Consider the following 25075-nt stretch of genomic DNA (forward strand, 5'->3'; position numbering starts at 1 on the left):
TCCAGCCCTAGCGGCGGGCGACGCCGACGATGCTGACGCCCGGCAGCTCGTAGCCATCGGGGGTCGCAAAGACAGCCAGGGCGGCCTCCGCTTCGGTCCGGATTGCCGCGGCCACCTGGGCGGGAATCGAGGCCAATAGCTGCGCGAGTGGACCGGCCAGCGACGGGATGACCGACCACCACTCGTCAAATGAGGTGGCGTGCATGGGGGCGGGGACCTCACCGACTGCGTAGTCGCTGAACCCGGCCGGTACCATTAGCGCTTCGAGCGCGCCGGGGGCGTCGAGCGAGAACGGCCCCGGAATGCCCGGCGGCGGGACCGTCATCCCGAGCTGAGCGGTGACCGCGTCGAACAGGACTCCCAGCCAAGGGTTGCGTTCACGCGGCCCCCACACGGCGAATACCGCTCGCCCGCCCGGTCGCAGGACCCGCCGGGCCTCCCGCGCGGCGGTTGCCGGGTCCAGCACCAGCATCAGGCCATCACGGCACAGGACCGCGTCGAAGGACGCGTCCGGGTAGGCGATCCGCTCGATGTCCAGTTCGCGCGTCGTGACGTTCGCCAAGCCGCGACCCTTCGCTCGTCTCGCCGCGATCGCGGTCATCTCCGGTGCGAAGTCAGAGAGCACCACCGCTCCGTCTGGCCCGACGATCTCTGCCGCGGCAATTCCCACTCCACCGGGGCCACAGGCGAGCTCGAGGACGCGCTCGCCACGGCAAAGGCCGGCGGCATCGAGCATCGCCTGCGCCACGACGGAGCCCTTGGCGTCGACGTAACTGGCGTGCTCGCCCCACGACGCAGCTACCGAAGCCCACATCGCATGAATCGACTCGCGCAACGGATCGGCCACGACCCCATTCTCGTCCCCTTTCGCCGTCGGCGGCGGTCATTTGGAGCGGTGCGTTGTTCAGACAACGATCATGCGAGGCGGATCTCTAATGTCACGTTATAACGTTGATATTCTTCATAGGTGAAGAACGACGCGCCCACTTCCAGCCTCGAACCCGGGCGATACGACGAGCAGCGACAAGCCATCATCGCGGTCGCCCAACGTCTCCTGTCCGAGGAGGGCCCGGCCGCCTTGACGACGCGGCGCATCGCCGAGGAGTCCGCAGTGACGACGATGACGATCTACAGCCGGTTCGGCGGCAAGGAGGGACTGGTCGCGGCCGTGTTCGCGGCCGGTTTCGACGGCTTGGCCGAACACCTCGCCACGGTTCGAGCGACCAAGTCCGCGACTCGCGATCTGGTCCGGGTCTGCGGGGCATACCGAGCATTCGCCCTGGAGCATCCAGCGTTGTATGCCTTGATGTTCGAGCGCGTCATTGCCGAATTCCGCCCAAGTCCGGAGTCAGCGACCGACGCATCTCGGACCTTCGTGGTGTTGGTGCGCGCTACGGCGCGGGCGATTGACCGCGACGTCTCCGACGGGGCCGCGCGGGCGGGTGCGTACTCACTGTGGGCGCTGTGTCACGGCCTGGTGAACCTGCAACTGTCGGGCATGGGCGCCCAAAAGCGGCCGCAGGACTACGATTTCGCTTTCGACAACGCGATACGCGCCCAAGTCGCGGGGTTGACGGGCAAACCGGGGGAGACCTCCTCGGCGGCTTCCTAGAGATTCGCCACCTCGTGGCGGGCGACGTAGTGCCCGAAGTCGGTGGCGTCGGGGACGAGACCGCGCAGGCCGTCGGTGCCGAAAGACCAGCCGACCCGGTTGTGCCACCGAAGCTGGGCGGCGAAGTCGCGGGCGAACATTCGCAACATCAGGTTGGGTATCGCCCAGCGCTTCGGATGTCGGCCGGAGGCTTCGGTGTAGCTGGCCTTCAGCTCGGGCAGGGTCAGGACGTCACCGGCCAGGTCGATTCGGCGGCCCAGGTGACGGTCACGTTCGATGATGATCCGGGACACCGCGGCGCCGAGGTCCTCGATGCACAGCATGTGAAATTTCGTGGCTGGTGCGAGGGTGCCGTTGAGGGCTGGGAACGTCAGCTTCCCGCCGTTCTTGGGGTCGCTGACGTTGTCCATGAACCACACCGTACCGACGAACGTATATGGCAGGTCGAACGATTCCACGATCCGTTCGATGGCGAACTTCGAACGGAAGTGATCGACGTCGCCAGGGTCAGACGTCGCTGCCATGGTCGACTGCACGTAGTGGGCGACCCCGGCGCACTTGGCGGCACGGGCCAGGTTGGTGCCCTGAGCGACTTCGCCGTCGTACCCGGCGTCCTTGGCGTAGAAGTCCTGTACCGAGAACACCGTGGCGACACCATCCAGCGCGGCGTCGAGCGTGTCCGCGACACTCATGTCCCCGGTGACTATCTCGGCGCCCGCCGCGGCGAGCTGCCGGGCTGACTCCGAGCCGGGGGACCGGGTCAGCGCCCGGACGGGTATCCCAGCCTTGAGCAATTGGTGGGCCACGGCGCCGCCCTGCCGCCCGGTGGCGCCCGTGACCAAGACCAGGTTCGCGTGTGCTTCCGTTCGTTCATTACTCATGGTCCGGGCTTTCCTATTTCGAGCTGACGCCGGTGTCGGGAATCCAGTTCCCGTGGAACCCTGCGGGTACTCGCGCAGGGAGCAGTACTCGGGCCACGGGCTGCTCGGTCATGTCGCGGGCGTCGAGGATGACGAGTTCGCTGCGCCCGGCCGCCCGGTCGCTGACGTAGGACAGCAGCCACCCGTCGTCTTCGTCGGTCCCGCCGGGCCTGGCCACGAAAGCGGGTTCGGCAGTCCCTCGGCCGGGGCCGTGGTCGTGCTCGGTGAGCGTCCCGGTCGCGAGGTCGTGCTTGTAGGTGCTCCCGGGAGCGAAATGCTCACCTACCGCAGCGGTGTAGCCGAATCGGTGAAACCGCCCGGTGCGGTCGTCGCGGACGCGGGGGAACTCGTGGAAGCGATCGTCGATGCGTTCCTCGCGGACCGTGCGACGCTTGGGGTCCACGGTCCAGCGGTCCAGGGTGGGCAGGCAGTCGCCGGCCGGACCGTAGACGTCGCGGTCGAACATCTTGTCGTACCGGCACACGTCGATCACCACCGTGCCGTCCGGCGCATCGTAGGCGTTGAGGACGTGGTAGACGTAGCACAGGCTGACGTCACACCAGATGATCGCCTCGGCCGCACCGCCCAGGGGCATCAGGCCGATCCGGGCGCCGTAGCCGGGATTCCATCGAAACGGGAAGCTCTCGGTGATCGACATGTCGTGGACCATGGACATGCCGGGCAGGGGTACCTCGGCAATGTGCTTGACTCGGCCCTCTGATCCGATGACGACGTATTCGATGTGGTCGGCCAGTTCCCCCCAGGAATGGCACATCGCGTGCATGTCGCCGGTCGCCGGATCCACCTTGGGGTGGGCGCTGAAACCGTTTGGCAGCGTGCCGAAGAAGTCATTGCGGCGGATCGTGGCAAGGTCGTAATCGAGTTCGGCCGGCGGGCTGCCGCCCTCGACCAGCGCCCAGGTGGTGCCGGCGAACCCGCTGACATTGGTGTTGGGAGAGCTTTCTGCGTGCCGCGGCGGCCCCGGTACTTCCGGTCTGCCCAGGGCGTCGGTGACCGCTTTGCCGGCCACCCAACGGTTGCGGTACCACTCGGCCCCACCGCCGCGCAGCCGAACGCCGTGCACCATTCCTGGTCCGGAGAACCAATGACTCGCCGGATCGACATCGCCGATCGGATTGGGGCCGTTGCGAATATAACGGCCCTCCAACTCTGGTGGAACGGCACCGATCACCTCGAGGTCGGTGGCCAGCACCTCGGAGTCCACCGGCGCGAAATCGCCACCAAGGTAGATGTTGTCTGCCTTCGGCTCGATCGTCTGCGTCATCGTCGTCCCTCCAGCGTCAGCGGTATAACAGTGTTATATCACTGACTGTTACTCGACTTCAAGCCCAATTGGGCACACGGCTGCCTGACCCGCCTGACGGTTTGACCGAAGGTGCCGCGGGCCGGGTGTGGTGATCTCGCCAAGGCTCTGCAGACCCAGCCTGACGATCGGATGTGGCTGGCCGCGCCAGGTGGGGCGCAACCCGACGCCCCGCTCTAGTGATGGGTGCTGGACTGGCCGGCGTGCGCGCGGCGTTGCGAGACCGAGGTGGCGGCGAGATCGCGATTGATCTGCACGCTGCGATCACTGCGAACGGCATATCGCGTCCCCCAGGGGAGCATCACGCGACTGGCGGTCGGCGAGTCGTCTCCTAGACAGGTCCGTCGATGGCGAGCCTCGCCACCGTCACTTCAGCCGCGACGAGGTCTTGGGCGCCGATCCCGACGAGTTTGGCGATGGTGATGTCGGCGTCCGAGGTGCGTCCCGCGGTCTGGCCACAGATCACTTCGCCCAACTCGCCCGACAAATCCTCGAGGGAATAGCGGCCGGCGTGAATTGCTCGGTGGACGTCACCGTTGGCCGCAGTGGTCTCTCGCGCGTCCACGAAGACTCGAGCACGGCCGAGCGCTGTCGAGTCGAGTTCGCATTTGGTGGGGTCGTCGGCGCCGACGGCGGTGATATGCAGGCCCTCTCGCAGCCACGCTCCTTGGACCAACGGTTGGTGCGCCAGCGTCGCCGTAATGAGGACATCAGCGCTGCGGACGGTGCGCTCGACATCGGAGGAACAGCGGATGTCGACGTTGGGCAATTCGTCGGTCAGCCGGGACTTGAGCTGTTCGGCCTTCTGCTGGCTGCGCGCCCAGATCAACAGGGTGGTGAACGGGCGTTCGCGATGGAGCGCCAAGGTTTGCCAGTAGGCTTGCACGCCGGCGCCGAGCACGGCGGCGGTCGTGACGTTGGGGGGCGCGAGCATCCGGGCGGCGAGTGCTCCGGCGGCGGCGGTACGGATGTCGGAGAGGTAGTGCTCGTCGTTCAACAGCGCCAGCGTTCGCCCGGTGTGGCTGTCGAAGACCCCGACGAATCCCCCTTGGGGGTGGCCGCGTTCGAGATTCGCGCTGAACCAGGGCGATACCTTGACGATGTAGACGTCGTGACCTCGGAGGCTTCCGGTCTTCACATAGACATCGCCCAGTTCGGGGCGCTCGGCGGGAAACATCACGATCAGCCCGTTGTCGGCGAGGCCGGCGCTGGACTCCTGAAATGCCCGCGACACGGGCTCGATGAGATCTTCGAAGCCCACGCTCGCGCGGATGTGGTCGGCACTCACGATCCGGACGCTCACGCCAACCCCACTTCGTCGAGGGACCGGTCGTCGGAGCGTGCACGCACATCGAGGCAGTCGGCCTGTCGCCGCCGCGAACGTCCGGTCATGGAAGGGCCTCGATGACGCCGTGTCCGACGAAGGAGACATCGCCGCCCACCTTGACCGTTTCGACGCGGTTCGCGGCGCCCTCTGGGAGTACGCGCAATGTGCTTGGGCGGCCGGTGAATTGGCCCTGGTTCAGGATGAAGGTGTCGCCGCCGCGGACCAGTCCATGGCGCAGGCGGTAGGCGCCGATCGTGCCTGCGGCGCTGCCCGTGGCCACGTCCTCGATGATTCCGTCGTTGTTCCAGTGACGCACTTCCACGGCCGATTCGTCGAGCAGAACCGCGAACTGGGCTCCCGCGCCCTGCAGCAAGTCGGTGATGTCGGCCGAGATTCGGGCTCGCGCCAAGGCGCCCGGTCGGACGGGCACGATCAGGTAGCGAAGCCCGGTGCTCACCACTTCGATCGGCAGGTCTGGGTCGAGATCGTGTGGCGTGAGATTGAACGCCGCGGCGAACTGGGCGCAGTCGTCGGGCAAGCCTAGAAATTCCGGGGCGCCCTGATCCAGGAGACCGGCGTAGCCGCCGGCGGTGACCTCGGTCGTGACCTCGACTGTCTTGCCGGGAAGCTGGAACTGCCAGCGTTGTGCGCGGCCAGTTCCCGAGCGGTCGTGCAGGACCGCCGCCGCCCCGATGATCGGGTGTCCGGCGAAGGGTAATTCTGCGAACAGATCGAAGATCCTGGTTTGAACGGCGCCGGGCCGCCCCGCAGGTTGGAGAAAGATGGCTTCGAAGTGCCGCATCTCCTGGGTGATGCGCAGCATCTGTTCCGCACCGAGGTCCCCAGCGTCGGGAAAAACCGGCAGGCTGTTGCCGCCGAATGGGGACTGGCTGAAGACGTCGACATGGCGGTAGGCGAGGTTCACCAGGGTCTCCGTCACAGTTCGGATCTGAGGAGTTCGGTGAACCGTTGTATCGCCGGCTCGTCGCGGCGATAGAAGGTCCAGCCCTTCTTGCGCGTCGCGATCACCAGTTCAGCGTCGGCCAACAGCGTCAGGTGACGGGACGCCGTCGCGGCCGCGATCCCCAACCTATCCCGGATGAAGTCAGCGCAAACGCCCTCGCGAACCAGATCACCATCGCTCTGCGGCGGGAAATTCGCCACCGGATCCTTCAACAAGGACAGGATCTCAAGCCGCACCGGACTGGCAACAGCCTTGAGCGTCTTGAGCGGCCGGGCCCTCCCAATCGCAACTTCGTTATTTCGCACAATTACAAACTAGATACCGCCGCCCGATGTGTCAAGCACCTACTTGCGAGCCCTTGCGGGTGGCTGACGCCTTCCGCCGAGTTGTGCGGCATTCACCACCGCCGCGCTGGTGGTCCCTCCCGACGGCGCACTCACCGACGCTCGCGCACGCGAGTGACCTGGGGTGTCTGCTGTCCGTTGCGGGCTGCGGTGGCGTCGGCACACCGTCGAGCAGGTAGACCTCGGCGTGGGCTGTTCGCGCCCCGCCGCAGATCACCGATGCGTCGTTGACCGTGAGGTCATCACCACTGCTGCGTGCCCACGCAGCGGTCATCCCTGAAGCCGCCAGTGCGCCCGGAAGGTAGATGGCCCCTGGGGGTTGTGGGGGTGCGCCGCGCGCTGGACGGTGCCGCCTTCTCAGGCGGCCAGCCGAATGGGGAGTCGCTTAAATGAGTTGTTCAGGTTCGACCGGATCCGGACGGGTTCGCCGATGAGCTCGATGTGAGTAAACGTGTCGAGTAGTTCCTGGAAGAAGAACCTGCCCTCGAGTCTGGCCAGGTGGGCGCCGAGGCAGAAGTGGCCGCCCATACCGAAGGAGAGATGTGGGTTTGGATGCCGGTGAATGTCGAAGGTCTGCGAGTCATCGAAGACCTCTTCGTCCCTATTGGCGGACGTGTAGTACATCGCAACCTTGTCGCCGGCGGCGATGCGGGTGCCGGCAAGCTCGGTGTCGACAAGCGCGGTGCGCCGGAAATAGTGCAGCGGGTTGTCGTACCGGATGATTTCCTCGACGGCGCACGGGAGAAGCGATTGGTCCGCCCGCAGCTCGGCCAGCTGGTCCGGATGCTGGAGCAGCGTGACAAGCCCCGACGAGAGCATGCCCTTCGTCGTGTCGTTCCCAGCGGTGACGAGCTGCACGAAGAAGCCGCCGAACTCGAGATCGCTCATCGGCTGACCACCGAAGTCGGCTTCGAGGATCGCGCTGGTCAGATCGTCGGTGGGCGTACGCCGCCGACGGGCAACGGCGAACTCGACCGCGTACGCGGCCATCTCGGCCCCGCCCGTGGCGTCGCCGGACTCTGGCCGCACGAGGTCCGGATCTTGGCTCGAGGTGATGCGCTCTGCCAGCCGTCGCAGGTACTCCCAATCCTGCCGCGGCAGGCCGAAGAGCTCGCCGATCACCTGTGTCGGCAGCGGTGACGCGACGTCATGAACGAACTCGACCTCGCCTCGCTCCCGGGCATCGGCCATGATGCTCCGACACGTATCTTGCACTCGAGACTCGAGCCCGGCGATTGCCCGAGGTCGAAAGTGCAGCGACAACGGCGCGCGATGCACGTTGTGCCGCGGCGGGTCCATCGCCACCAGCATGTTGCGGACCCTCGCGAGCGTCTCCGGCGGAAGGTCCTCGACCACGATGCCGCCCCGGGAAGCCGAGAAGATCTCGGGGTGGCGGGCGACCTGAACCAAATCGGCGTGACGCAGCACCGCCCAGAAGCCGGCCTCGCCAGCCATGGGTTGCCAATGTACGGGATCGGTGCGTCGCAACGTTGCTAGCGCCTCGTGCGGCACACCGTCGACGAAGGTGTCCGGGCTAGCAAGATCCACGAAGCCGGCTGCGGTTCTGGTCACGGTTCAACCGAGGAGGACGTTCGGCTGCGGCAGCCCGGCCGCCTCACACAGCGTCAGGTAGGTCAGCAAGGTGCTGGGCCCGTCGAAAACGCTCTCCACGTTGCCGTCCGCGTCGAGGTTCAGGTTCGCCCCGTACATCTGGAACCACACATGCGTGTCATCCTCGACGACCTGCAGGGTATGGACCGACCCTGCCGGTTCGTACAGGAAAGAGCCCGCCCGGTTGACGTAGCTGTACTCCTTGTACCGCCAGGCCCCCGACGTCGTGTAGCCGTAGACCGGTCCGGTGTGCTTGTGCCGCTGCACCTCGTAACCGGCCCGGAACACGTTCTCCACGATCCAGAGGCCCTCGGCCGAGTTCACCTGGATCACCTTCAACTTGGAGCCATCACCGATGTCGACGAACGGCAGCTCGTCGGCGCCGACGTGGATCGCCGTCGGCCCATCAACCATCGTCATCCGAAAACCTCTCCCGTAGTGATCTGGTGAAAAGCCATCAACCCGTCCACCGTGGACGGAGTCCGCGCCTCGCCCATGTTTAGGAACTTACTCTCCTGTAACGCAAATTATGAAGTAAATTTGGGGAAACCTTTATCCGGTTTTCTGGTTCGCGGAAAGTAGTCCGATCACCATCGCCGATTCGGCCCAACGCGCCGCACGCCTGGCAGCCAAGGCCCGGTCCCGTCGCGAGTCATCGCGACGTTGCCACCGCGCACGCCCCCGCGGTGGCCCATTGGTGGGGCGGTTCATGGTCACGTCGGCGCGGAAGCCGGCCCCACCACGACATGCGAAGTGATTTTCGTGTAGTAGCTTACGTGTAATCTGGCGTCGGAGGGTGGATCGGGTGGCGTCCCGGTGGCACTCCGCCACGTAGAGGAGGCTCCGCGTGACGAAGGATTCCACCAGGGGCGGCGCAGACCCTCGGCCCCCCGGCCGCGACGGCACCGAACGCCCCTACGCCGGGGTGGTGATGGCGATGGGCACGATGCACGGCAAGCAACACCAGGTAGCCCCGGCCTTCGCCGACGTTCTCGGCGCCCGCGTGCTGGTGCCGGCCGGACTCGACACCGACCAGTTCGGCACCTTCACCGGCGACGTCGAGCGCACCCTGAGCCCGCGTCAGGCGGCCGCGGCCAAGGCCCGGCTCGCGATGACCGTCGCCGGGGTGTCCCACGGGTTGGCCAGTGAAGCCAGCTACGGCACCGCGTACGGCTTCCTGACGGTGCACGGGGAGGTCCTGTTGTTCCTCGACGACACCCGGGGCATCGAGGTGATCGAGGGCGAGTACTGCCCCGACACCCCCGGCCCCTCCGCAGTGGTTACCTGCGCGACCGAAGCCGCCCTCACCGCGCGCCGGTTCGGGTTCCCCCATCAGGGCGCCTCCGTCAAGGTCGTCGCGGCCGGTCACGTGCGGGTCGTGGGCAAGGGACTCACCGACGGCACCCGCCTCACTCAGATGGTGCAGACCGCCCTCGGCGTCGCCGACACCGGCCAGGTGTGGGTCGAGCCAGATCTGCGCGCCCACCACAACCCCACCCGCCGCCAGGTGCTGACCCGCCTCGCCGAGCGACTGGCCCACCGCCTGGCCACCCCGTGCCCGGCCTGTCACACCCCCGGTTACGGCAAAGTCGACGTCCGCCGCGGCCTGCCATGCACGCTCTGTGGTTCACCCACCAGCGTCATCGCCGCCGACGTCCACGGCTGCCCAGCCTGCGAGCACCGGCACGGCGTCCCTCGACACGCAACCGGCGCCGAACCCCGCTGGTGCGACTACTGCAATCCCTAACCGATACCCGCGGGCGCGGAGCGCCACCCAGCGCAGGAAGTCATCGACCGTCGCAGGAAAGAGCAGCGATGTCGCCGACATCGCCGAGGGCGCCCAGCAGGCGCACCCGCCCATCCCATGCTCAGCGGGCGCCCGGGGAACAAATCGCGCACCCACCCCGTTGACCCGTTCGACAAATTGAGTGAATCAGGCTCAACTCTGGCTTGACACCACCGCACCCGCGGGGGCAAGCTTGAGCGTGGTCCACTCAGACCCGTAAACGTATTTCTATTCAGGAGGCAGTAACTATGGCTCGTGCGGTCGGCATCGACCTCGGGACCACCAACTCCGTCGTCTCAGTGCTCGAAGGCGGAGAACCCGTCGTCGTCGCAAACTCAGAGGGCTCGCGTACCACCCCGTCCGTCGTCGCGTTCGCGCGCAACGGCGAGGTGCTGGTCGGTCAGCCCGCGAAGAACCAGGCAGTCACCAACGTCGACCGGACCATCCGTTCGGTCAAGCGTCACATCGGCACCGACTGGTCCGTGGAGATCGACGGCAAGGACTACACCTCGCAGGAGATCAGCGCGCGCATCTTGATGAAGCTAAAGCGCGACGCCGAGAGCTACCTCGGCGAGGACATCACCGACGCGGTCATCACCGTGCCTGCGTACTTCAACGACGCTCAGCGCCAGGCCACCAAGGAAGCCGGTCAGATCGCCGGCCTCGAGGTCCAGCGCATCGTCAACGAGCCCACGGCGGCGGCGTTGGCCTACGGTCTCGACAAGGCCGACAACGACCAGACCATCCTGGTGTTCGACCTCGGTGGCGGCACGTTCGACGTCTCGCTGCTCGACATCGGCGACGGCGTCGTCGAGGTCCGTGCGACCTCGGGTGACAACCACCTCGGTGGCGACGACTGGGACGACCGGATCGTCACGTGGCTGGTGGACAAGTTCAAGGCCTCGGCCGGCATCGACCTGACCAAGGACAAGATGGCCATGCAGCGGCTTCGTGAGGCGGCCGAGAAGGCCAAGATCGAACTCAGCTCGGGTCAATCGACGTCCATCAACCTGCCGTACATCACGGTCGACGCGGACAAGAACCCGCTGTTCCTCGACGAGCAGCTGAGCCGCGCCGAGTTCCAGAAGATCACGCAGGACCTGCTGGACCGCACCCGCAAGCCGTTCCAGTCGGTCATCAAGGACGCCGGTGTCTCGGTCTCCGAGATCGACCACGTCGTCATGGTGGGTGGTTCCACCCGCATGCCCGCGGTGACCGAACTGGTCAAGGAGATGACCGGCGGCAAGGAGCCCAACAAGGGTGTCAACCCCGATGAGGTCGTGGCCGTCGGTGCCGCGTTGCAGGCAGGCGTGCTGCTCGGCGAGGTCAAGGACGTCCTGCTGCTCGACGTGACCCCGCTGTCGCTCGGCATCGAGACCAAGGGTGGCGTGATGACCAAGCTCATCGAGCGCAACACCACCATCCCGACCAAGCGGTCGGAGACCTTCACCACGGCCGACGACAATCAGCCGTCGGTGCAGATCCAGGTCTTCCAGGGTGAGCGTGAGATCGCCTCGGCGAACAAGCTGCTCGGCAGCTTCGAGCTGACCGGCATCCCGCCCGCCGCGCGTGGCACGCCGCAGATCGAGGTCACCTTCGACATCGACGTCAACGGCATCGTCCACGTCACCGCCAAGGACAAGGGCACCGGCAAGGAGAACACGATCAAGATCCAGGAGGGCTCCGGCCTCTCCCAGGAGGACATCGATCGGATGATCAAGGACGCCGAGGCGCACGCCGAGGAAGACCGCAAGCGCCGCGAGGAGGCCACCGCCCGCAACGATGCAGAGGCGCTGGTCTACCAGACGGAGAAGTTCATCAAGGAACAGCGCGAAGCCGAAGGCGGCTCCAAGGTTCCCGAGGAGACGCTCGGCAAGGTCGAGGCCGCGATCGCGGACGCGAAGTCTGCCCTCGAAGGCACCGACATCACGGCGATCAAGTCCGCGATGGAGAAGCTGGGCGTCGAGTCGCAGGCACTCGGCCAGGCGATCTACGAGGCCACCCAGGCCGAGCAGGGCGCTGATGGCGGGGCCGGCGGTTCCTCGTCGGCGGACGACGACAACGTGGTGGACGCGGAGGTCGTCGAGGACGACGAGCAGGAGCGCAAGTGACCCACGAGAACGATCCGCACGAGCCGGTGACCATCACCGACAAACGGCGCGTCGATCCCGAGACGGGTGCCGTCCGTGAAGCAGCCGCAGGCGCGGCGTCGACCCCCAGCGGGTCGGCGCCGGCGCCGTCGCCGGCGGCGACGGACAACGATGATGCCGACGAGCTCAAGGCGACGCTGCAGCGCGTCAAGGCGGAATACGACAACTACCGCAAGCGGTCCGTACGGCAGGAACAGGCTGCGGCCGAACGGGGCAAGGCCTTTGCGGCCACGCAGTTGCTGCCCGTGCTCGACGACCTCGAGCGCGCCCGCCGTCACGGCGACCTGGAGGCTGGTCCGCTGAAGTCGGTCGCCGACAAGCTGACTGCCGCCTTGCAGACCATCGGGCTGGTGCCCTTCGGCGTGGAGGGCGACCCGTTCGACCCGTCACTGCACGAGGCCGTGCAGCACGAGGGCGACGGAACCAACCCGGTGATCGGCTCGGTGATGCGCCAGGGCTATCGCCTCGGGAACGGTCCCGTCCTGCGGCACGCGATGGTCGGCGTCGTCGATTCCCCCGACACGACCGACGTTCAAGACCCCGTTGGTGTGCAGAACGGTGACGAGAACTCAGAATCAGATACGTAAGCAGGATTGACGATGGAGAAGGGTGAGGAGGTGACGCAGCATGGTCCAGCGAGAATGGGTTGAGAAGGACTTCTACAAGGAACTCGGCGTCACCTCCGACGCCAGCGACGCCGACATCAAGAGCGTCGCACGCAAGTTGATGGCCGAGAACCATCCCGACCGCAACCCGAATAATCCGGTCGCCGAAGAGCGGTACAAGTCCGTGGGCGAGGCCAAGGACGTCCTTCTGGACAAGGCCAAGCGCAAGGAGTACGACGAAACTCGCCGGCTCTTCGCCAACGGCGGCGGCCGCCGATTCAGTGGCGGCGGCGGTGGCGGCAACTTTGGTGGATTCGGCGGTGACGGAGCCGAATTCAACCTGGGCGACTTGTTCGACGCCGCTCCGCAATCGGGTGGGGCCAACATCGGCGACCTGTTCGGTGGACTGTTCGGTCGCGGCGCACAGCAGCCGCGGCCCAGCCGTCCGCGCCGCGGCAACGACCTGGAGACCGAGACCGAGCTCTCGTTCCTCGAGGCCACCAAGGGCGTCGCCATGCCGCTGCGGCTCACCAGCCCGGCGCCGTGTACCAACTGCCACGGCAGTGGGGCACGCCCCGGCACCAGCCCCAAGGTGTGCCCGAGCTGCAACGGCGCGGGTGTCATCAACCGCAACCAGGGCGCGTTCGGGTTCTCCGAGCCCTGCGCCGAATGCCGGGGCAGCGGCTCGATCATCGAAGACCCGTGCGACGAGTGCCACGGCACCGGAGTGACTACCCGCACCCGCACCATCAACGTGCGGATCCCACCCGGCGTCGAGGACGGTCAACGCATCCGCCTCGCGGGCCAGGGCGAAGCCGGCCTGCGCGGCGCCCCGTCGGGGGATCTCTTCGTGACCGTGCACGTGCGGCCGGACAAGGTGTTCGGCCGGACCGGTGACGACCTGACCGTGACGGTACCCGTCAGCTTTCACGAACTTGCCTTGGGCGCAACGCTTTCCGTCCCGACGCTGGAGGGAAAGGTCGGTGTTCGGGTGCCCAAGGGCACGTCGGACGGCCGGATCCTTCGGGTGCGGGGCCGCGGAGTGCCCAAGCGCGCAGGCGGTCACGGTGACCTGTTGGTCACCGTCAAGGTCGCGGTTCCGCCGAACATCGGGGGTGAGGCGGCCGAAGCGCTCGAGGCCTATGCCAAGGCCGAGCGGGCGAGCGGGTTCGACCCGCGGGCCGGATGGACCGGTGCGTGATGAGCCCGCAGCGGAACAACGACGACGCCCACGGGTTCCTTATCTCGGTGGCTGCCGAACTCGCGGGTATGCACGCGCAGACGCTGCGGACGTATGACCGGCTCGGGTTGGTCAGTCCGCAGCGCAGTTCGGGCGGTGGGCGTCGTTATTCCCAGCACGACGTGGACCTCCTTCGCGAGGTGCAGCGGCTGTCTCAGGACGAGGGCGTCAACCTAGCCGGCATCAAGCGCATCATCGAGCTGACCAACCAGGTCGAGGCATTGCGCTCGCGGATGGGTGAGATGGCCAACGAGTCGGATCGCCTGCGGTCCAACCAGCGACGGGACGTGGCGGTCGTGCCGAAGAGCACGGCCCTGGTGGTGTGGCAGCCCCGCAAGGGTCGTCGCTAGGTGACCTTGACCGAGAAGACGGCCTTCTCCGGCCTGCCTGCGACGGCGAAGCGGTAGTTGCCCCGACGCAGCGAGTCCGTCGGCGCCGCCATCGGTTCGATGCCGATGACGTCGTCGTTGCGGGGCGCGAAGAGCTGAGCCGCGGGATAGCCCTTCAGGAACTTCACCTCTATCCGTCGGCCACCGCCCGAGACGGCGAACACCGAACCGTCGGGCACCTGATCGAAACCGTCGTCGTACTCCGTGGTCTTCAGTGGTTCGGCGGAACCGGTCCATTCGGCGTGAGCGCCCGTCGGGATGCCCCAGTTGTCCACGGGCAGGTGCCGCATGGTCGGCGTCTCCAACAGCCACTCCTCGCGGGGCACGCCGGGAATCCTCAGATACGGGTGATACCCGAAGCACATCGGCACGGATGCGGCCGTCGTCGGCATCACGGTGGTCTCGATGGTGAGGGTGCGATTCTCGAGCGTCGCCTTCTGCGTCAGTACGTGGGGGAACGGGAACGACGCGAGCAGTCGCGGCTTGCCGCCGTAGTCGAGGACGGCGGTCAGAGAATTGTCCGAACGCTCCGTGACGAGCCAGCCGGGGTAGGCCGCCAGGACACCGTGGATCGGCACGCCGTGCTCGTCGGTCCGGACGCCGCCGGTGCCAGGGGTGAGCGTCACGACGGCGCCGTTGATCCCATACTTGCTGGCGCTCAACCGGTTTGCCCACGGGTACAGGATCGGTATGCCCATGGTCTTGCCAGCGGTGATGTAGGCGTCCAAGCCGCGGCGCTGGCCGAGGAACTCGTTCTCACCGTCGTGGAGCGACGTCGCCACCATGCCGGCCAGCGGTACGTAGGTCGCGGTCACCGACGACGACGGGTCTGTCAGCGTGACGGCTTCAAACTCGGACATCCGGCGATTCTGTCACGCTCAGCTGGCGAGTGGATCGTGTTGGATGCTCTGCGGATCCGCGCCCTTGGCGATCAGTGCCGCCTTGGTCGCCTCGACCATGTGCGGCCCGCCGCAGACCAGGATCTGCCGGTCACCCCAACTTCCGTACCTCGTCACCACGTCGGGGAGCGTGCCCGTCTGGCGGACGTGCAGGCCACGGGGCGGCTCCACGTCCGGGTAGTCGGCCGCCCACGGCGGATTGGTGGAGTACTCCGACACCGGGGTCACCGACAGCCAGGGGTTGGTCGACGCGACCTGCCATAGCGTGTTCAAGTCGTAGAGGTCGCAGGGGTACCTGGCGCCGAAGAACAGGTGCACGCGCGGATTCACGCCCCAGCGAGTGAGATCCATGATGATCGACCGCAACGGGGCGAGGCCGGTGCCGCCCGCCACCATCAGCACGTCGCCGCCGTCGCGATCGACGTGCATCGCGCCGTGCGGGTTGGACAGCCTCCACCGGTCACCCGGCCTGGTCTCGCCGACGATGGCGGTGCTGACCATGCCGCCGGTGACGGAACGCACGTGGAATTCGATGGCGCCGCTGCGGTCGGCAGGGATGGACGGGCTCAGGTACCGCCAGCGCCGCGGCCACTGGGGCACCTGGACGGTGACGTACTGACCGGGATGGAAGTACAGGGGATCGTCCAGCCGCAACCGGATCACCGACACGTCGCGAGTCATTCGCAGGTGTTCGACGACCGTGCCGTCGCGGAAGGGTGGGCCCTTCTCGGCGTCGGCCGCGCCCCGCATGATCCCGACGATGAGGTGGACGGCCTGGTCAGCGGTGTCTGCGAGCCGGTCGTCCCACTGATCGATCAGGTGGCTGCGGAGCGTGGTGATCAGCGCGTCCTGCATGCTGTCGTAATGTCGTTGCGTGACACCGTATTTGCGGTGGTCACGACCCAGCTGAGCCAGGAATGCGACGGGCTCCTCGGCGCGCTGTTCGATCAGTTCGCCGAGCAACCACGTCAGGGCCGTCGCGAACGCGGAGCGCTGGTGGTCCATGTCGGGTGGGAACAGGTCGCGGACCGCGGTGTCGATGGCGAACCAGCGGGTGTAGAAGCGGTGGATCAGCTCGTCGGAGCCCGCCTGTGGGTCGACCGCGGCGCGCAGCGTCGCCAGCGCGTCACGGTCGTCGAGTCCCACATCGGCCGATCTTAGGTGCCGAGACGTAGAACCGACCTACAGGCCGTGAATTCCCTTGTACAGAAGCAGGATGCCGATGATGACCAGGATGGCGGCGACCAGCGCCCCGTTGTGCTTCTCCATCCACACCTTCACCTTGGCCAGGGTCGGGTCGAGGCGGTCGCCCGAGACGGCATAGGCCAAGATCGGCAACGCGACGCTGCAACCCGCGAGCGCCACGAACATCAGCCCCGCAGCGACCAGTCCGCTGCCCAGGCCCAGACCCGCGGTGCCGATGGACAGCCCCGCCGCTGCGCAGATGAAGAGCACCTTCGGGTTGGCCACCGTCAGCACGGCGCCGACGACAAGCGCCTTGCCCGGGCCTGCCTCGGTGATGTGCCGCATCCCCGGCAGCTGGTGCGGCTTGCTGTGCCGGGTGAGCCAGCGGAACACCCCGAACACGATCAACGCCGCGCCGATGCCGATCCTCAGCCACGATGCCCACGTGGGTGGCTTTCCGCCGAGGCCGCCGAGCAGGCCCGAGATCGCCAGGAAGATCCCGGTGAGGGCCGTGAGCCCGAAGAGCCAGCCGACCAGGAACGCCAGTCCGGTGGGCCGGGGTCGCGCGGTCTGCAGCACCAGCACCACTGGGATGATCGACAGCGGCGACAGCGCGACTACCAGGGCCAGTGGGATCAGTTCGGTCAACACCGCCGTCAATCTATCAAGATCGCAATGACGCAGGTAGGGCAACGCGCGGCTATTTGCGGAACCGACCATCTTGCTAGCGTCGCTGTGTAAAGTCGTCGTCGCTCAGCAACGTCTTGGCCGCCGCGAGGGGACAGCAATGCACCACCGTCGAGTCAAGACGATTCTCGTCTTGATGGTCGTGATGGCGTTGACCGCCATGACGACCAGTTGTTCGTCCACGCCGAAGGATTCGGTGAACCCGCCGCCCGGCGTCAACGCGGGGGCCGACGGTAGGCCCGCGCCCTTCGGGGAACCGGTGCGGCTACAGAGCAAGGACGGCGTCCTCGAGGTCCGACTGTCGGCGCACCAGGGAACCGTCAACCTCGACACCGTCAAGGAACCGGTGAGCAACTTCCTGGTGTTCGGCTACGAGTTGATCAAGGGCACCAGTTCCGACGGATCGACCAGCGGCGACAACCTGTACCCCGCGCCAACCTTGCGAGTCGACCCCGGCGAGCGCCTGATCGTGCACTACGACAACGACCTTCAGGGTCTGACGATCGACGACTTCAACGATCCCGCCCAGACCCCGACCGGTGGAGAGGTCCCGATCTACCCGCAGGCGCTGACCTCTGCGCCCCTGAACCTGCACACTCACGGGTTGCACGTGAGCCCGTCGGGAAACGCGGACAACGTGCTGCTGTCGATCCCGGCAGGCATGGGCAACACCTATGACTACGCCGTGCCGTCGAACATGCCCAACGGTCTGTACTGGTATCACAGCCATCGGCACACCCTGACCGCGCAGCAGACGTACATGGGGCTGGCGGGCATGCTGGAGATCGGCAGGCCTGACGGCAACGTGCCGCTGGTGACCAAGAACGACATCCCGATCCGCACCATGGCGCTGCAGTACAACTATGTGTTCGACCGAAGGGGCGGCGGGCACCAGCTGAACAACCCGTACTGGGAACAGTGGGTCAGCACTCTGAAACCGCCGGAGGGCAACCAGCTTGCCGAAGGCACCTACCAGCCGAGTCTCGCGCCGGTGAACTTCGCCGAATCCACCAAGGGCGCAGAGTACTTCACCAACTGGTACTCGGGCCCGCTGTCGGTCCACAACCACCGCGGTCAGAACCAGTTCATCCCGCCGAATCTGCAGACCTTCACCAGCCCGTCGAAGACCATCCCCGCGAATACGTCGTTGCCCGAGAACCAACGCGACGTCCAGTTCACCATCAACGGCCAGTTCCAGCCCGAGCTCAAACTCAAACCGGGCCAGACCGAAATCTGGGTGTTCGCCAACATGAGCGACATCGCCTTCGTGCCATTGAGATTCACCGAGACGGCAACGGGCAATCACCCGAAGTTCGCGGTCATCGGGCAGGACGGCAACCCCTACACCCAGGTTCAGCGTCCCGTGGACGGCGACGGGACGTACCTCGAGATCCCGCCGGGCTCGCGGTACGCCGTCGCCGTCACGATGCCGCGCTCCGGTGACCTCGTCGTCGACATGCCGCCGGGTCCTGGCGTCAAGGGCATCGACGAACCCGGGGTGCTGTACACGAATAACGGCACGAAGAACTCCCCCGCCGTGCTGGGCCGGGTGACCATCGACCCCAAGTACATCGCGGCGCGCGACGGCTTCTTCACCTTCCCGACGCAGAACCTGCTCAAGGTGACCCCCGACGGCGGCGAGGGCCGGACCACGGCGTTCGAGCCGGGCCAGAACCTGGACACCTACACCTCGTTCGTCGACACCTCGGTGATGGAGCCCGCCGTCAAACGCGCCCTCGACATCGGTGGCGGATTCGGCAACAAGAAGGCCGACAAGAACGATCCGAAGGCCTTCACCTACCAGTTCGACGACAACATCTTCCCCAACATCCCCCTGATCCAGCCGCGGCTGAACTCCGTCGAGGAATGGTCGTTCACCAACTACAACAACGACAGCCATCCGATTCACATCCACGTCAATGACTTTCAGGTCCAGCAGGTCACCAGTCCGACCATCGGCACGACCACCGGGGTGCAGCCGTTCGGCATCGACAACGCGAACGTTCCCCAACCCGTGGTCGATGCAGGAGACAACCCGCTGACACCCGCATCGCTGACCTTGCGCTCCGACTTCATCGAGTATGCGGGCACCTACGTGGTTCACTGCCACCGCCTGAACCACGAGGACAACGGACTGATGGCGACCATCAACGTCATCCCCGAAGTGTCGACGTATGCGGTGGCGGTGCCCGGGTCGAAGGGCAAGCCGGCAACGGTTCAGGTGCACGACGGCGACGGCGACGAGGTGATCGCGTACGTCACCCCCTTCCCGGACTTCGAGGGCACCCCATCGGTCGCGATGGCCGACGTGAACGGCGACATGATCCTCGACCTGATCGTCGGCACCGGTTCCGGAGTGGACTCCCAGGTCGTCGTCTATGACGGCAACGACTCGGCTCAGGGCCGATTCACCTCGGAGTTGGCCAGGTTCGCTCCGTTCGACACCGGCTTCCAGGGCGGGGTGAGCGTGGCGGGTGCCGACATCGATGGAAATGCGTTGGCCGACAACGTCATCGTGGCTTCAGGGCCCGGGATGGACTCGCAGATCAAGGTGTTCTCGTCGACGTTGCCGACCGAGAAGGGGACCGCTCCCGACGTCTTCTCCGCCTTCATGCCGTATCCGGGGTCGACGTCCGGCGTCTCGATCGCCACGGGGATGGTGGAGCTCGGCTCGGGCCGGGAGTCCATCGTCACCGCTCCCGGCGCCGGAGATGCGGCGCAGATCAAGACCTTCCGCTACGACCTGTACACGCCGACGGCCCGAGCGCGGGCCGACGGCACCGCAGGCGAGCACGGCGGCAAGCCCAACGAACCGAAGATGACGTCGACCTACCTCGCGTACGACGAGGGCTACACCGGCGGGGTGTCACTGTCGACCGGTTGGGTCGCGGGAGTTGAAGGCGGTGCCAAGAGCATCGTCACCGGTCAGCTCGGTGGGGCGGGCACGGTGCGCGCGTGGTCGACGGGGTCGCGGCTCGACGGCTTCCCGGGCATGTACCTGGAGAGCCCGAACCATCACGACGTCGACCTGAAGTACACCCAGATCGCGTCGTTCGAGCCGTTCGCCGGCTCAGGCGTCACGGTGGCAACCACCAGCACCACCAACGGCGCGGACCTTCTCGTCAGCGGTCGGGGCGCGGGAAGCGCCGTGGTGCAGAAGCTCGCGCTGGCACGGCCGACCCCGACCGCGACGACGGTGGCTCCCAGAGTGATTGGAACCCTGCCCGAACTTTCGGGAGTCGACGGCCCCGCGGTGCTGGGCGGTCGGTAGCGCCGCCGCTAGGGCAGGTGCCAGAACACCCGGGTGATCAGATAGAAGATGACCGCGCACGTCGTCAGGGCCGCGACGACGATGGCGGCGCCGCGCCAGTTCGTCTTGGCGATCGGCACGTCCGGTGGCGGCCGCAGCCAGTGCTTCAGCAGCGGGTTGACGTAGTACGGCATGGCGAGGTAGCTGACGGCGAAGCTGGACATCAGGTTTCCGATCAACATGCCCAACCACAGCGGCATGTGTAGCGGTGACACCGCGAGCGTCAGCAACACCACGGTGGGGTAGAGGCCGACCCAGACCGCGATGGATGTCTTGAAGTCCGATGGCGGCGGCGCCTGGCGGCCGTGCTCGTCGAAGGCGAACCAGCTGCCGAATGAGTCGTCGATGGTGCGGGAATGGTATTCGGAGAACTTATCCCCCTCGGCGAGTAGCGTGCGGCGCTCTTCGGAGATGAGCCACCTGTCCAGGTCGTCGGCGTTCTCGTAGCGGTAGAGCGCCGTCCACTCGTCCTGTACGCCTGCCACCGGCCGGAACAATTCGGTGCCACGGAATCCGGGAAACTTGCTCTCCGCCAATCGAAGTCGTTCCTGCCATTCGAGGAAGTCCGCCACGTTCTCCGGGCTGACGCGGTGGCTCACCGCAACCGTTACCAACGGGTCGGTGTAGCGCGCGCCCCCACCGATCACCTGTTGTGTGCCGGGACCGTCGAAGTACTTGGCGCCTGTGGTCATCCAGTCTTGGCGGGTGGCGCTGTTGATCCACGCCTGCACGTGCGCGACGGAGTCGAACCGGTACACCACCACCCAGTCGGGCTGGACTGCGGTCGGCGGGCCGACCTCGGCTCCGATGAAGCCAGGGTACTTCGAGGCTTCCGTGTTCATGTCGTTCTGCCAGGCCTCGAAGGCCTGCTCGGACCCCGGGCGGACGCGCTGTCCAATGATGACGGTGGCCGCGCTGTCGGTTGATCTCGTGGCGTCCATGGCTCAGGTCGCCGGAATCAGACGAGCGGTGAGGCGGGCGTATATGCGCTCGGGCGTAAACGGCAGTTCGCGGTAACGCACCCCGGTTGCGTCCTCCAGTGCGTTGGCCAGGGCGGGCGCCACCGGGTTGACGCAGGATTCGGCGATTCCCTTGGAAGCCATGGGCCCAACCGAATCGTGGGACTCGACCACGATGACCTCGGTTCGGGGGATGTCCGCGAAGGTGGGGATGCGGTAATTCCGCAAGTTGGGATTAACCATCACGCCGCTCCCGTCGACGTGGAAGTTCTCAGTGAGTGCGAACCCGATGGCTTGTGCCACCCCGCCTTCGATCTGGCCGCGAACCTGAAGGGGATTGATGACGACACCTGCGTCGGCGGCCTGCACGCTGTAGAGGATCCGGATCTCGCCCGTCACCCGGTGCACGGCGATGCGGAATCCGTGCGCGTTGAATGACACGCTGCGCGGTGAGCCATAGGCCTTGCGTGACTCGGCGAACCGGGTTCCGCGCCTGCTTGCGGCATCCAGTAGCTCGGTGAGGGTGAGCCGAGAGTCGCCGCAATTCACACCGTCGTCGTCCATCGAGCACGAAGCTAGTTCGGTGCCGGTGTGGCGGGCGGCAAAGCGAAGGATGCCGCTACGCAGCGCCGTCGCGGCCTTGAACACGGCGTTACCCGAGACGAACAGCCCCGCGCTGGCGAAAGCTCCGGTGTCGAAGCCCGTACGGTCCGTGTCGGACTGCACGAGGTGCACCCGCGATGGGGCGGTGCCGAGTACGGTAGCGGCGATCTGCACGTGCGCAGTCGAGGTGCCCTCACCGAATTCGACAGTGCCGACGGCGATCTCGTAGTCGCCGTCGGCACGAAGGGTGGCCCACGCATCGGAGATGTGGTCGGTGGGGGGTGCCGTCTCGTGGATCGAACTGGCCGTGCCGCTGCCGATCAGCCATTCGGCGCCGAGGTCGTCCGAACCGGCCGTGCGTTGCAACGCCTCATCGACCAGGTCGATGCACGCCGTGAGGGTGTCCTCGGTGAAGGACACGTCATCGGGATGCTCACCGAGTGCGACGAGGGAGTCTCCTGGCTGCACGATGTTGCGGCGCCGCAGTTCGATCGGATCCATGCCGAGCGCGATGGCCAACTCCGTCATCGCCGATTCGACGGCGAACGTGGGCTGAGTCATGCCGTACCCGCGCAATGCCCCACTGGGCACGGTGTTCGTGTATACCGCGAAACCATCGAATCTCTTGTTGGGGCAACGATATTGCGCGACGGCCGCACCGCCTGCGAAGAGCGTCTCGCCACCGTGGTTGCCGTACGCGCCGGTGTTGGAGACGTTGTGAAAGTGGAAGGCGGTCAACGTGCCGTCTGCCTTGGCGCCGAGTTTGACCGTGACCTTCATCGGATGCCGCGGTGACGCCGTGGTGAACTCCTCTTCGCGGGTGTACTCCCAACACACTGGGCGCCCCGTGTCGAGGGTGGCAAGCGCGACCAGATCCTCGGAGATGACCTCCTGCTTGCCGCCGAAGCCACCGCCGACGCGCTTGCAGAACACCCGCAGCTGATCGGGGCGTAGGTCGAATAGGTGGGCCAGCTTCCCCTTGCAGATCGACGGCGACTGCGAGCTGGTGCGCACGTGCAGTCGGCCGTCCTCCATCCAGCCGATCGATCCGTGCGTCTCGAGGTGTGCGTGCTGGACCCGTGGCGAGAAGTAGGTGCCCTCGTGGATGACGTCAGCCTCGACGAAGCCCGCGTCTACATCGCCGGTCTGGCCGTGCAATTCGAGCAGGATGTTGCGCTTGGGATCCTGGATGAACGGGTCGCGTGAACCGTGCAGTTGCGGCGCGCCCTCGCGCATGGCCTCCTCGGGGTCGAACACCGCGTGCAGCACCTCGTACTCGACACCCACCAAGCGGGCGCCCTCTTCGGCCGCGCCGATCGAGTCGGCCAGCACTGCTACCACCCGCTGGCCCACGAAACGCATGACGTCGTCCAGGATGTAGGTGTCATCGGGGTCGACGAGGTGGTCGGTGTGGATGGCCGTGTTGAAGTGCTTGCGCGGGACGTCTTCCCACGTGTACACGCGGTGTACGCCGGGTACCGCGAGCGCGGGGGCCTTGTCGATGGACACGATCCGGGCGTGGGCGTGCGGTGAGTGCAGCACCTTCAGGTGCAGCATGCCCTCCATTTCGGTGTCCATCGTGTACTCGACGGTGCCGGTGACCACACCGGTGGCGGCCGGTGCGCCGACGCTGGTTCCGACGGCGTCTCCTGGCCTCGGTTCCTGGATGTCGACGACACCGTTGATCGCGTCCTCGATGGCGCGGTAACCGGTGCAGCGGCAGAGGTTTCCCTTCAACGCCCGCGGCAGGTCCTCCTTCTGCGCTTCGGTGAAGGTCGCCGAGGTCATGATCATGCCTGCGGTGCAGAAGCCGCACTGGAAGCCTGCGGCGTCGCGGAACTGCCGCTGCATCGGGTGCAGGTCGTCCGGCGTGCCGAGTCCTTCGATGGTCGTGACCTCGCGGCCGTCGGCCCGGAACGCCGGCGTGATGCAGCTGTGGACCGGATCACCGTCGAGCCAGACCGTGCACGCGCCGCAATCGCCTGCGTCACAACCCTTCTTGACGCCGTGGTGGCCGAGTTCGCGGACGAAGGTCCGCAGGCACTGACCGGGGCGAGGCTCGTCGTCGAACGTCTTTCCGTTCACCGTGTACGACATCACAGCCCCCCTAGCTCGGTGCGCAGTTCTTCGGCGTAGTGCTTGGCCAGATGCTTCCGGTGGTCGGGGGTGCCGTTCGGGTCGTCGAACCAGACGTCGGTCGGGATCGCGTCGAGGCTCTGCGCAAGGGTATCGGCGTCGGGCATCGACGCGAATTCGAACTGGACGGGGCGGGTGGTGCCTGCCGTCACGGTCAGCAGCAGGTCGTCGGTGCCGGGTGTCTGCGTGGCGATCATGAATATCGTCGACCGACCCAGGTGGGTGAGCGTGAACCGACGGTGGGCGTGGCGTTTTCGTAGGGCGCGGTCGGGGATGTCGACCTTGCGGAGGACTTCGCCCGGCGCGAGCACGTTGGCGTTGTCGCCGGTGACGAAATCGACTGCGTCAACGGTGCGCTCGGATCCGTCGGGGGCCCAGACGGTGTAGCTGGCCTCCAGCGCGACGGTCATCGTGATGATCGGGCCCGCGGGCAACGACATGCAGATGTTGCCGCCCACCGTGGCCGAGTTCCAGATCTTGAACGAGGCGAGGAAGGCCTCGCAACTGGTGGTGAAGAGGTCCGCGGCGCGCCAATCCGTAGGTGCCGCAAAGGCGTAAAGGTCGCGGATGGTGCACATGGCGCCGAGCTCCAGCCCGTGTGGGCCGGGGCTCAAGGTGGCCCAGCCGAGTGGCGCCAGGTCGATCAGCCTGCGCAGGTCTGGCTGCTTGTCGGAGAACAACCACGTTCCGCCGGCCAGCCAGGCGTCGCCGGGCTGCCAGGCCTGGCCTGGCCTGGCCGGTGGTTGCCGTATGACCTCGGTGATGGTGTTGATGTCCATTGCGTCCTCTGCTTGGCGCTACGACGTTTGCTGCACGACTCTATGTCGGTTGTTGCGGAGCGTCACCCGATTGGGCGAAGTCTGCTTGCGTCTGCGTCAATGCGCGGCTGCTGTAATCATGGGCGGATGAGTCAGGTTCACTACGGACACGTCTTCCACGTCGCGGGCCGGCCCACCGTCACCGAGGCCGCCGCCGCGCTGGTGGACATCCCCGACGGGGCCCTGGTGGTCGACGATTCGGGTCG

General features: G+C 66.4%; 21 protein-coding genes. 7 read left to right on the forward strand and 14 right to left on the reverse strand.

Annotation, left to right across the window (positions count from 1 at the left end; all coding sequences use genetic code 11):
* Positions 1-7: 7 nt before the first annotated feature.
* Complete coding sequence (locus VET27_RS17110) at positions 8-847, reverse strand: methyltransferase domain-containing protein (protein WP_526520203.1); 840 nt, start codon at positions 845-847, stop codon at positions 8-10.
* Between the two features lie 120 nt (positions 848-967).
* On the opposite strand from VET27_RS17110, the gene VET27_RS17115 reads away from it, so the two are divergent.
* A complete protein-coding gene (locus VET27_RS17115) occupies positions 968-1612 on the forward strand; it encodes a TetR/AcrR family transcriptional regulator (protein ID WP_526520205.1) in 645 nt (214 codons plus the stop codon).
* Here VET27_RS17115 and VET27_RS17120 read toward each other — a convergent pair.
* The 7 genes from VET27_RS17120 to VET27_RS17150 all read right to left on the reverse strand — a co-directional run bounded on the left by VET27_RS17120 (position 1609) and on the right by VET27_RS17150 (position 8522).
* Positions 1609-2493: an NmrA/HSCARG family protein gene (locus VET27_RS17120; RefSeq protein WP_526520207.1), complete on the reverse strand. Its 885-nt coding sequence runs from the start codon at positions 2491-2493 to the stop codon at positions 1609-1611. The genes VET27_RS17115 and VET27_RS17120 overlap by 4 nt on opposite strands.
* 13 nt (positions 2494-2506) lie before the next feature.
* Complete coding sequence (locus tag VET27_RS17125) at positions 2507-3817, reverse strand: carotenoid oxygenase family protein (RefSeq protein ID WP_526520209.1); 1311 nt, start codon at positions 3815-3817, stop codon at positions 2507-2509.
* Positions 3818-4187: 370 nt separating this feature from the next.
* The gene (locus tag VET27_RS17130) at positions 4188-5159 is read right to left on the reverse strand and encodes an ornithine cyclodeaminase family protein (RefSeq protein WP_526520211.1); all 972 of its coding nucleotides are present in this window, start codon (positions 5157-5159) and stop codon (positions 4188-4190) included.
* Positions 5160-5244: 85 nt separating this feature from the next.
* Positions 5245-6123, reverse strand: a complete 879-nt coding sequence (locus tag VET27_RS17135; RefSeq protein ID WP_526520213.1) for a PhzF family protein — start codon at positions 6121-6123, stop codon at positions 5245-5247.
* Positions 6120-6347: an ArsR/SmtB family transcription factor gene (locus tag VET27_RS17140; protein ID WP_526520215.1), complete on the reverse strand. Its 228-nt coding sequence runs from the start codon at positions 6345-6347 to the stop codon at positions 6120-6122. Before VET27_RS17140 ends, VET27_RS17135 begins: the two co-directional genes overlap by 4 nt.
* A 501-nt stretch (positions 6348-6848) precedes the next feature.
* The gene (locus tag VET27_RS17145) at positions 6849-8063 is read right to left on the reverse strand and encodes a cytochrome P450 (protein ID WP_526520217.1); all 1215 of its coding nucleotides are present in this window, start codon (positions 8061-8063) and stop codon (positions 6849-6851) included.
* 3 nt (positions 8064-8066) lie between these two features.
* Positions 8067-8522, reverse strand: a complete 456-nt coding sequence (locus VET27_RS17150) for a 2,4'-dihydroxyacetophenone dioxygenase family protein (RefSeq protein ID WP_526520219.1) — start codon at positions 8520-8522, stop codon at positions 8067-8069.
* A gap of 427 nt (positions 8523-8949) precedes the next feature.
* On the opposite strand from VET27_RS17150, the gene VET27_RS17155 reads away from it, so the two are divergent.
* The 5 genes from VET27_RS17155 to VET27_RS17175 all read left to right on the forward strand — a co-directional run bounded on the left by VET27_RS17155 (position 8950) and on the right by VET27_RS17175 (position 14233).
* Positions 8950-9849 carry a DUF6671 family protein gene (locus VET27_RS17155; protein WP_526520221.1) on the forward strand — a complete coding sequence of 300 codons (900 nt, stop codon included), beginning with the start codon at positions 8950-8952 and terminating at the stop codon, positions 9847-9849.
* A gap of 287 nt (positions 9850-10136) precedes the next feature.
* A complete protein-coding gene (gene dnaK, locus VET27_RS17160) occupies positions 10137-11999 on the forward strand; it encodes a molecular chaperone DnaK (protein WP_526520223.1) in 1863 nt (620 codons plus the stop codon).
* The gene (gene grpE / locus VET27_RS17165) at positions 11996-12625 is read left to right on the forward strand and encodes a nucleotide exchange factor GrpE (RefSeq protein ID WP_526520225.1); all 630 of its coding nucleotides are present in this window, start codon (positions 11996-11998) and stop codon (positions 12623-12625) included. Before dnaK ends, grpE begins: the two co-directional genes overlap by 4 nt.
* A 40-nt stretch (positions 12626-12665) precedes the next feature.
* Positions 12666-13844, forward strand: coding sequence for a molecular chaperone DnaJ (gene dnaJ, locus VET27_RS17170; protein ID WP_526520227.1), 1179 nt, complete (start codon positions 12666-12668; stop codon positions 13842-13844).
* Complete coding sequence (locus tag VET27_RS17175; RefSeq protein WP_526520229.1) at positions 13844-14233, forward strand: heat shock protein transcriptional repressor HspR; 390 nt, start codon at positions 13844-13846, stop codon at positions 14231-14233. Before dnaJ ends, VET27_RS17175 begins: the two co-directional genes overlap by 1 nt.
* Here the strand turns inward: VET27_RS17175 and VET27_RS17180 are convergent.
* From VET27_RS17180 to VET27_RS17190, 3 genes are read right to left on the reverse strand one after another with little or no spacing between them, the layout of a single operon-like run.
* Positions 14230-15132, reverse strand: a complete 903-nt coding sequence (locus VET27_RS17180; RefSeq protein ID WP_526520231.1) for an aldose 1-epimerase — start codon at positions 15130-15132, stop codon at positions 14230-14232. The two genes, VET27_RS17175 and VET27_RS17180, sit on opposite strands and share 4 nt — an antisense overlap.
* 18 nt (positions 15133-15150) lie before the next feature.
* The gene (locus VET27_RS17185; RefSeq protein ID WP_526520233.1) at positions 15151-16317 is read right to left on the reverse strand and encodes an FAD-binding oxidoreductase; all 1167 of its coding nucleotides are present in this window, start codon (positions 16315-16317) and stop codon (positions 15151-15153) included.
* A 36-nt stretch (positions 16318-16353) separates the two neighbouring features.
* Positions 16354-17007 (reverse strand): GAP family protein, encoded by a 654-nt coding sequence (locus VET27_RS17190; RefSeq protein ID WP_526520235.1) that lies wholly within the window; start codon positions 17005-17007, stop codon positions 16354-16356.
* A gap of 136 nt (positions 17008-17143) precedes the next feature.
* Between VET27_RS17190 and VET27_RS17195 the strand changes: the two genes are divergently transcribed.
* The gene (locus VET27_RS17195; RefSeq protein ID WP_526520237.1) at positions 17144-20314 is read left to right on the forward strand and encodes a multicopper oxidase family protein; all 3171 of its coding nucleotides are present in this window, start codon (positions 17144-17146) and stop codon (positions 20312-20314) included.
* Between the two features lie 8 nt (positions 20315-20322).
* Here the strand turns inward: VET27_RS17195 and VET27_RS17200 are convergent, their stop codons facing one another.
* The 3 genes from VET27_RS17200 to VET27_RS17210 are packed head-to-tail and all read right to left on the reverse strand — an operon-like array spanning position 20323 to position 24830.
* Positions 20323-21294 (reverse strand): antibiotic biosynthesis monooxygenase, encoded by a 972-nt coding sequence (locus VET27_RS17200; RefSeq protein ID WP_526520239.1) that lies wholly within the window; start codon positions 21292-21294, stop codon positions 20323-20325.
* A gap of 3 nt (positions 21295-21297) precedes the next feature.
* Positions 21298-24012, reverse strand: coding sequence for a molybdopterin-dependent oxidoreductase (locus VET27_RS17205; protein ID WP_526520241.1), 2715 nt, complete (start codon positions 24010-24012; stop codon positions 21298-21300).
* A complete protein-coding gene (locus tag VET27_RS17210) occupies positions 24012-24830 on the reverse strand; it encodes an FAD binding domain-containing protein (RefSeq protein WP_526520243.1) in 819 nt (272 codons plus the stop codon). The genes VET27_RS17205 and VET27_RS17210 overlap by 1 nt, the downstream gene beginning before the upstream one ends.
* Between the last annotated feature and the right edge of the window lie 245 nt (positions 24831-25075).

Origin of the sequence: Mycobacterium sp., assembly GCF_035633495.1 — a bacterium.
Taxonomy (GTDB): Bacteria; Actinomycetota; Actinomycetes; order Mycobacteriales; family Mycobacteriaceae; genus Mycobacterium.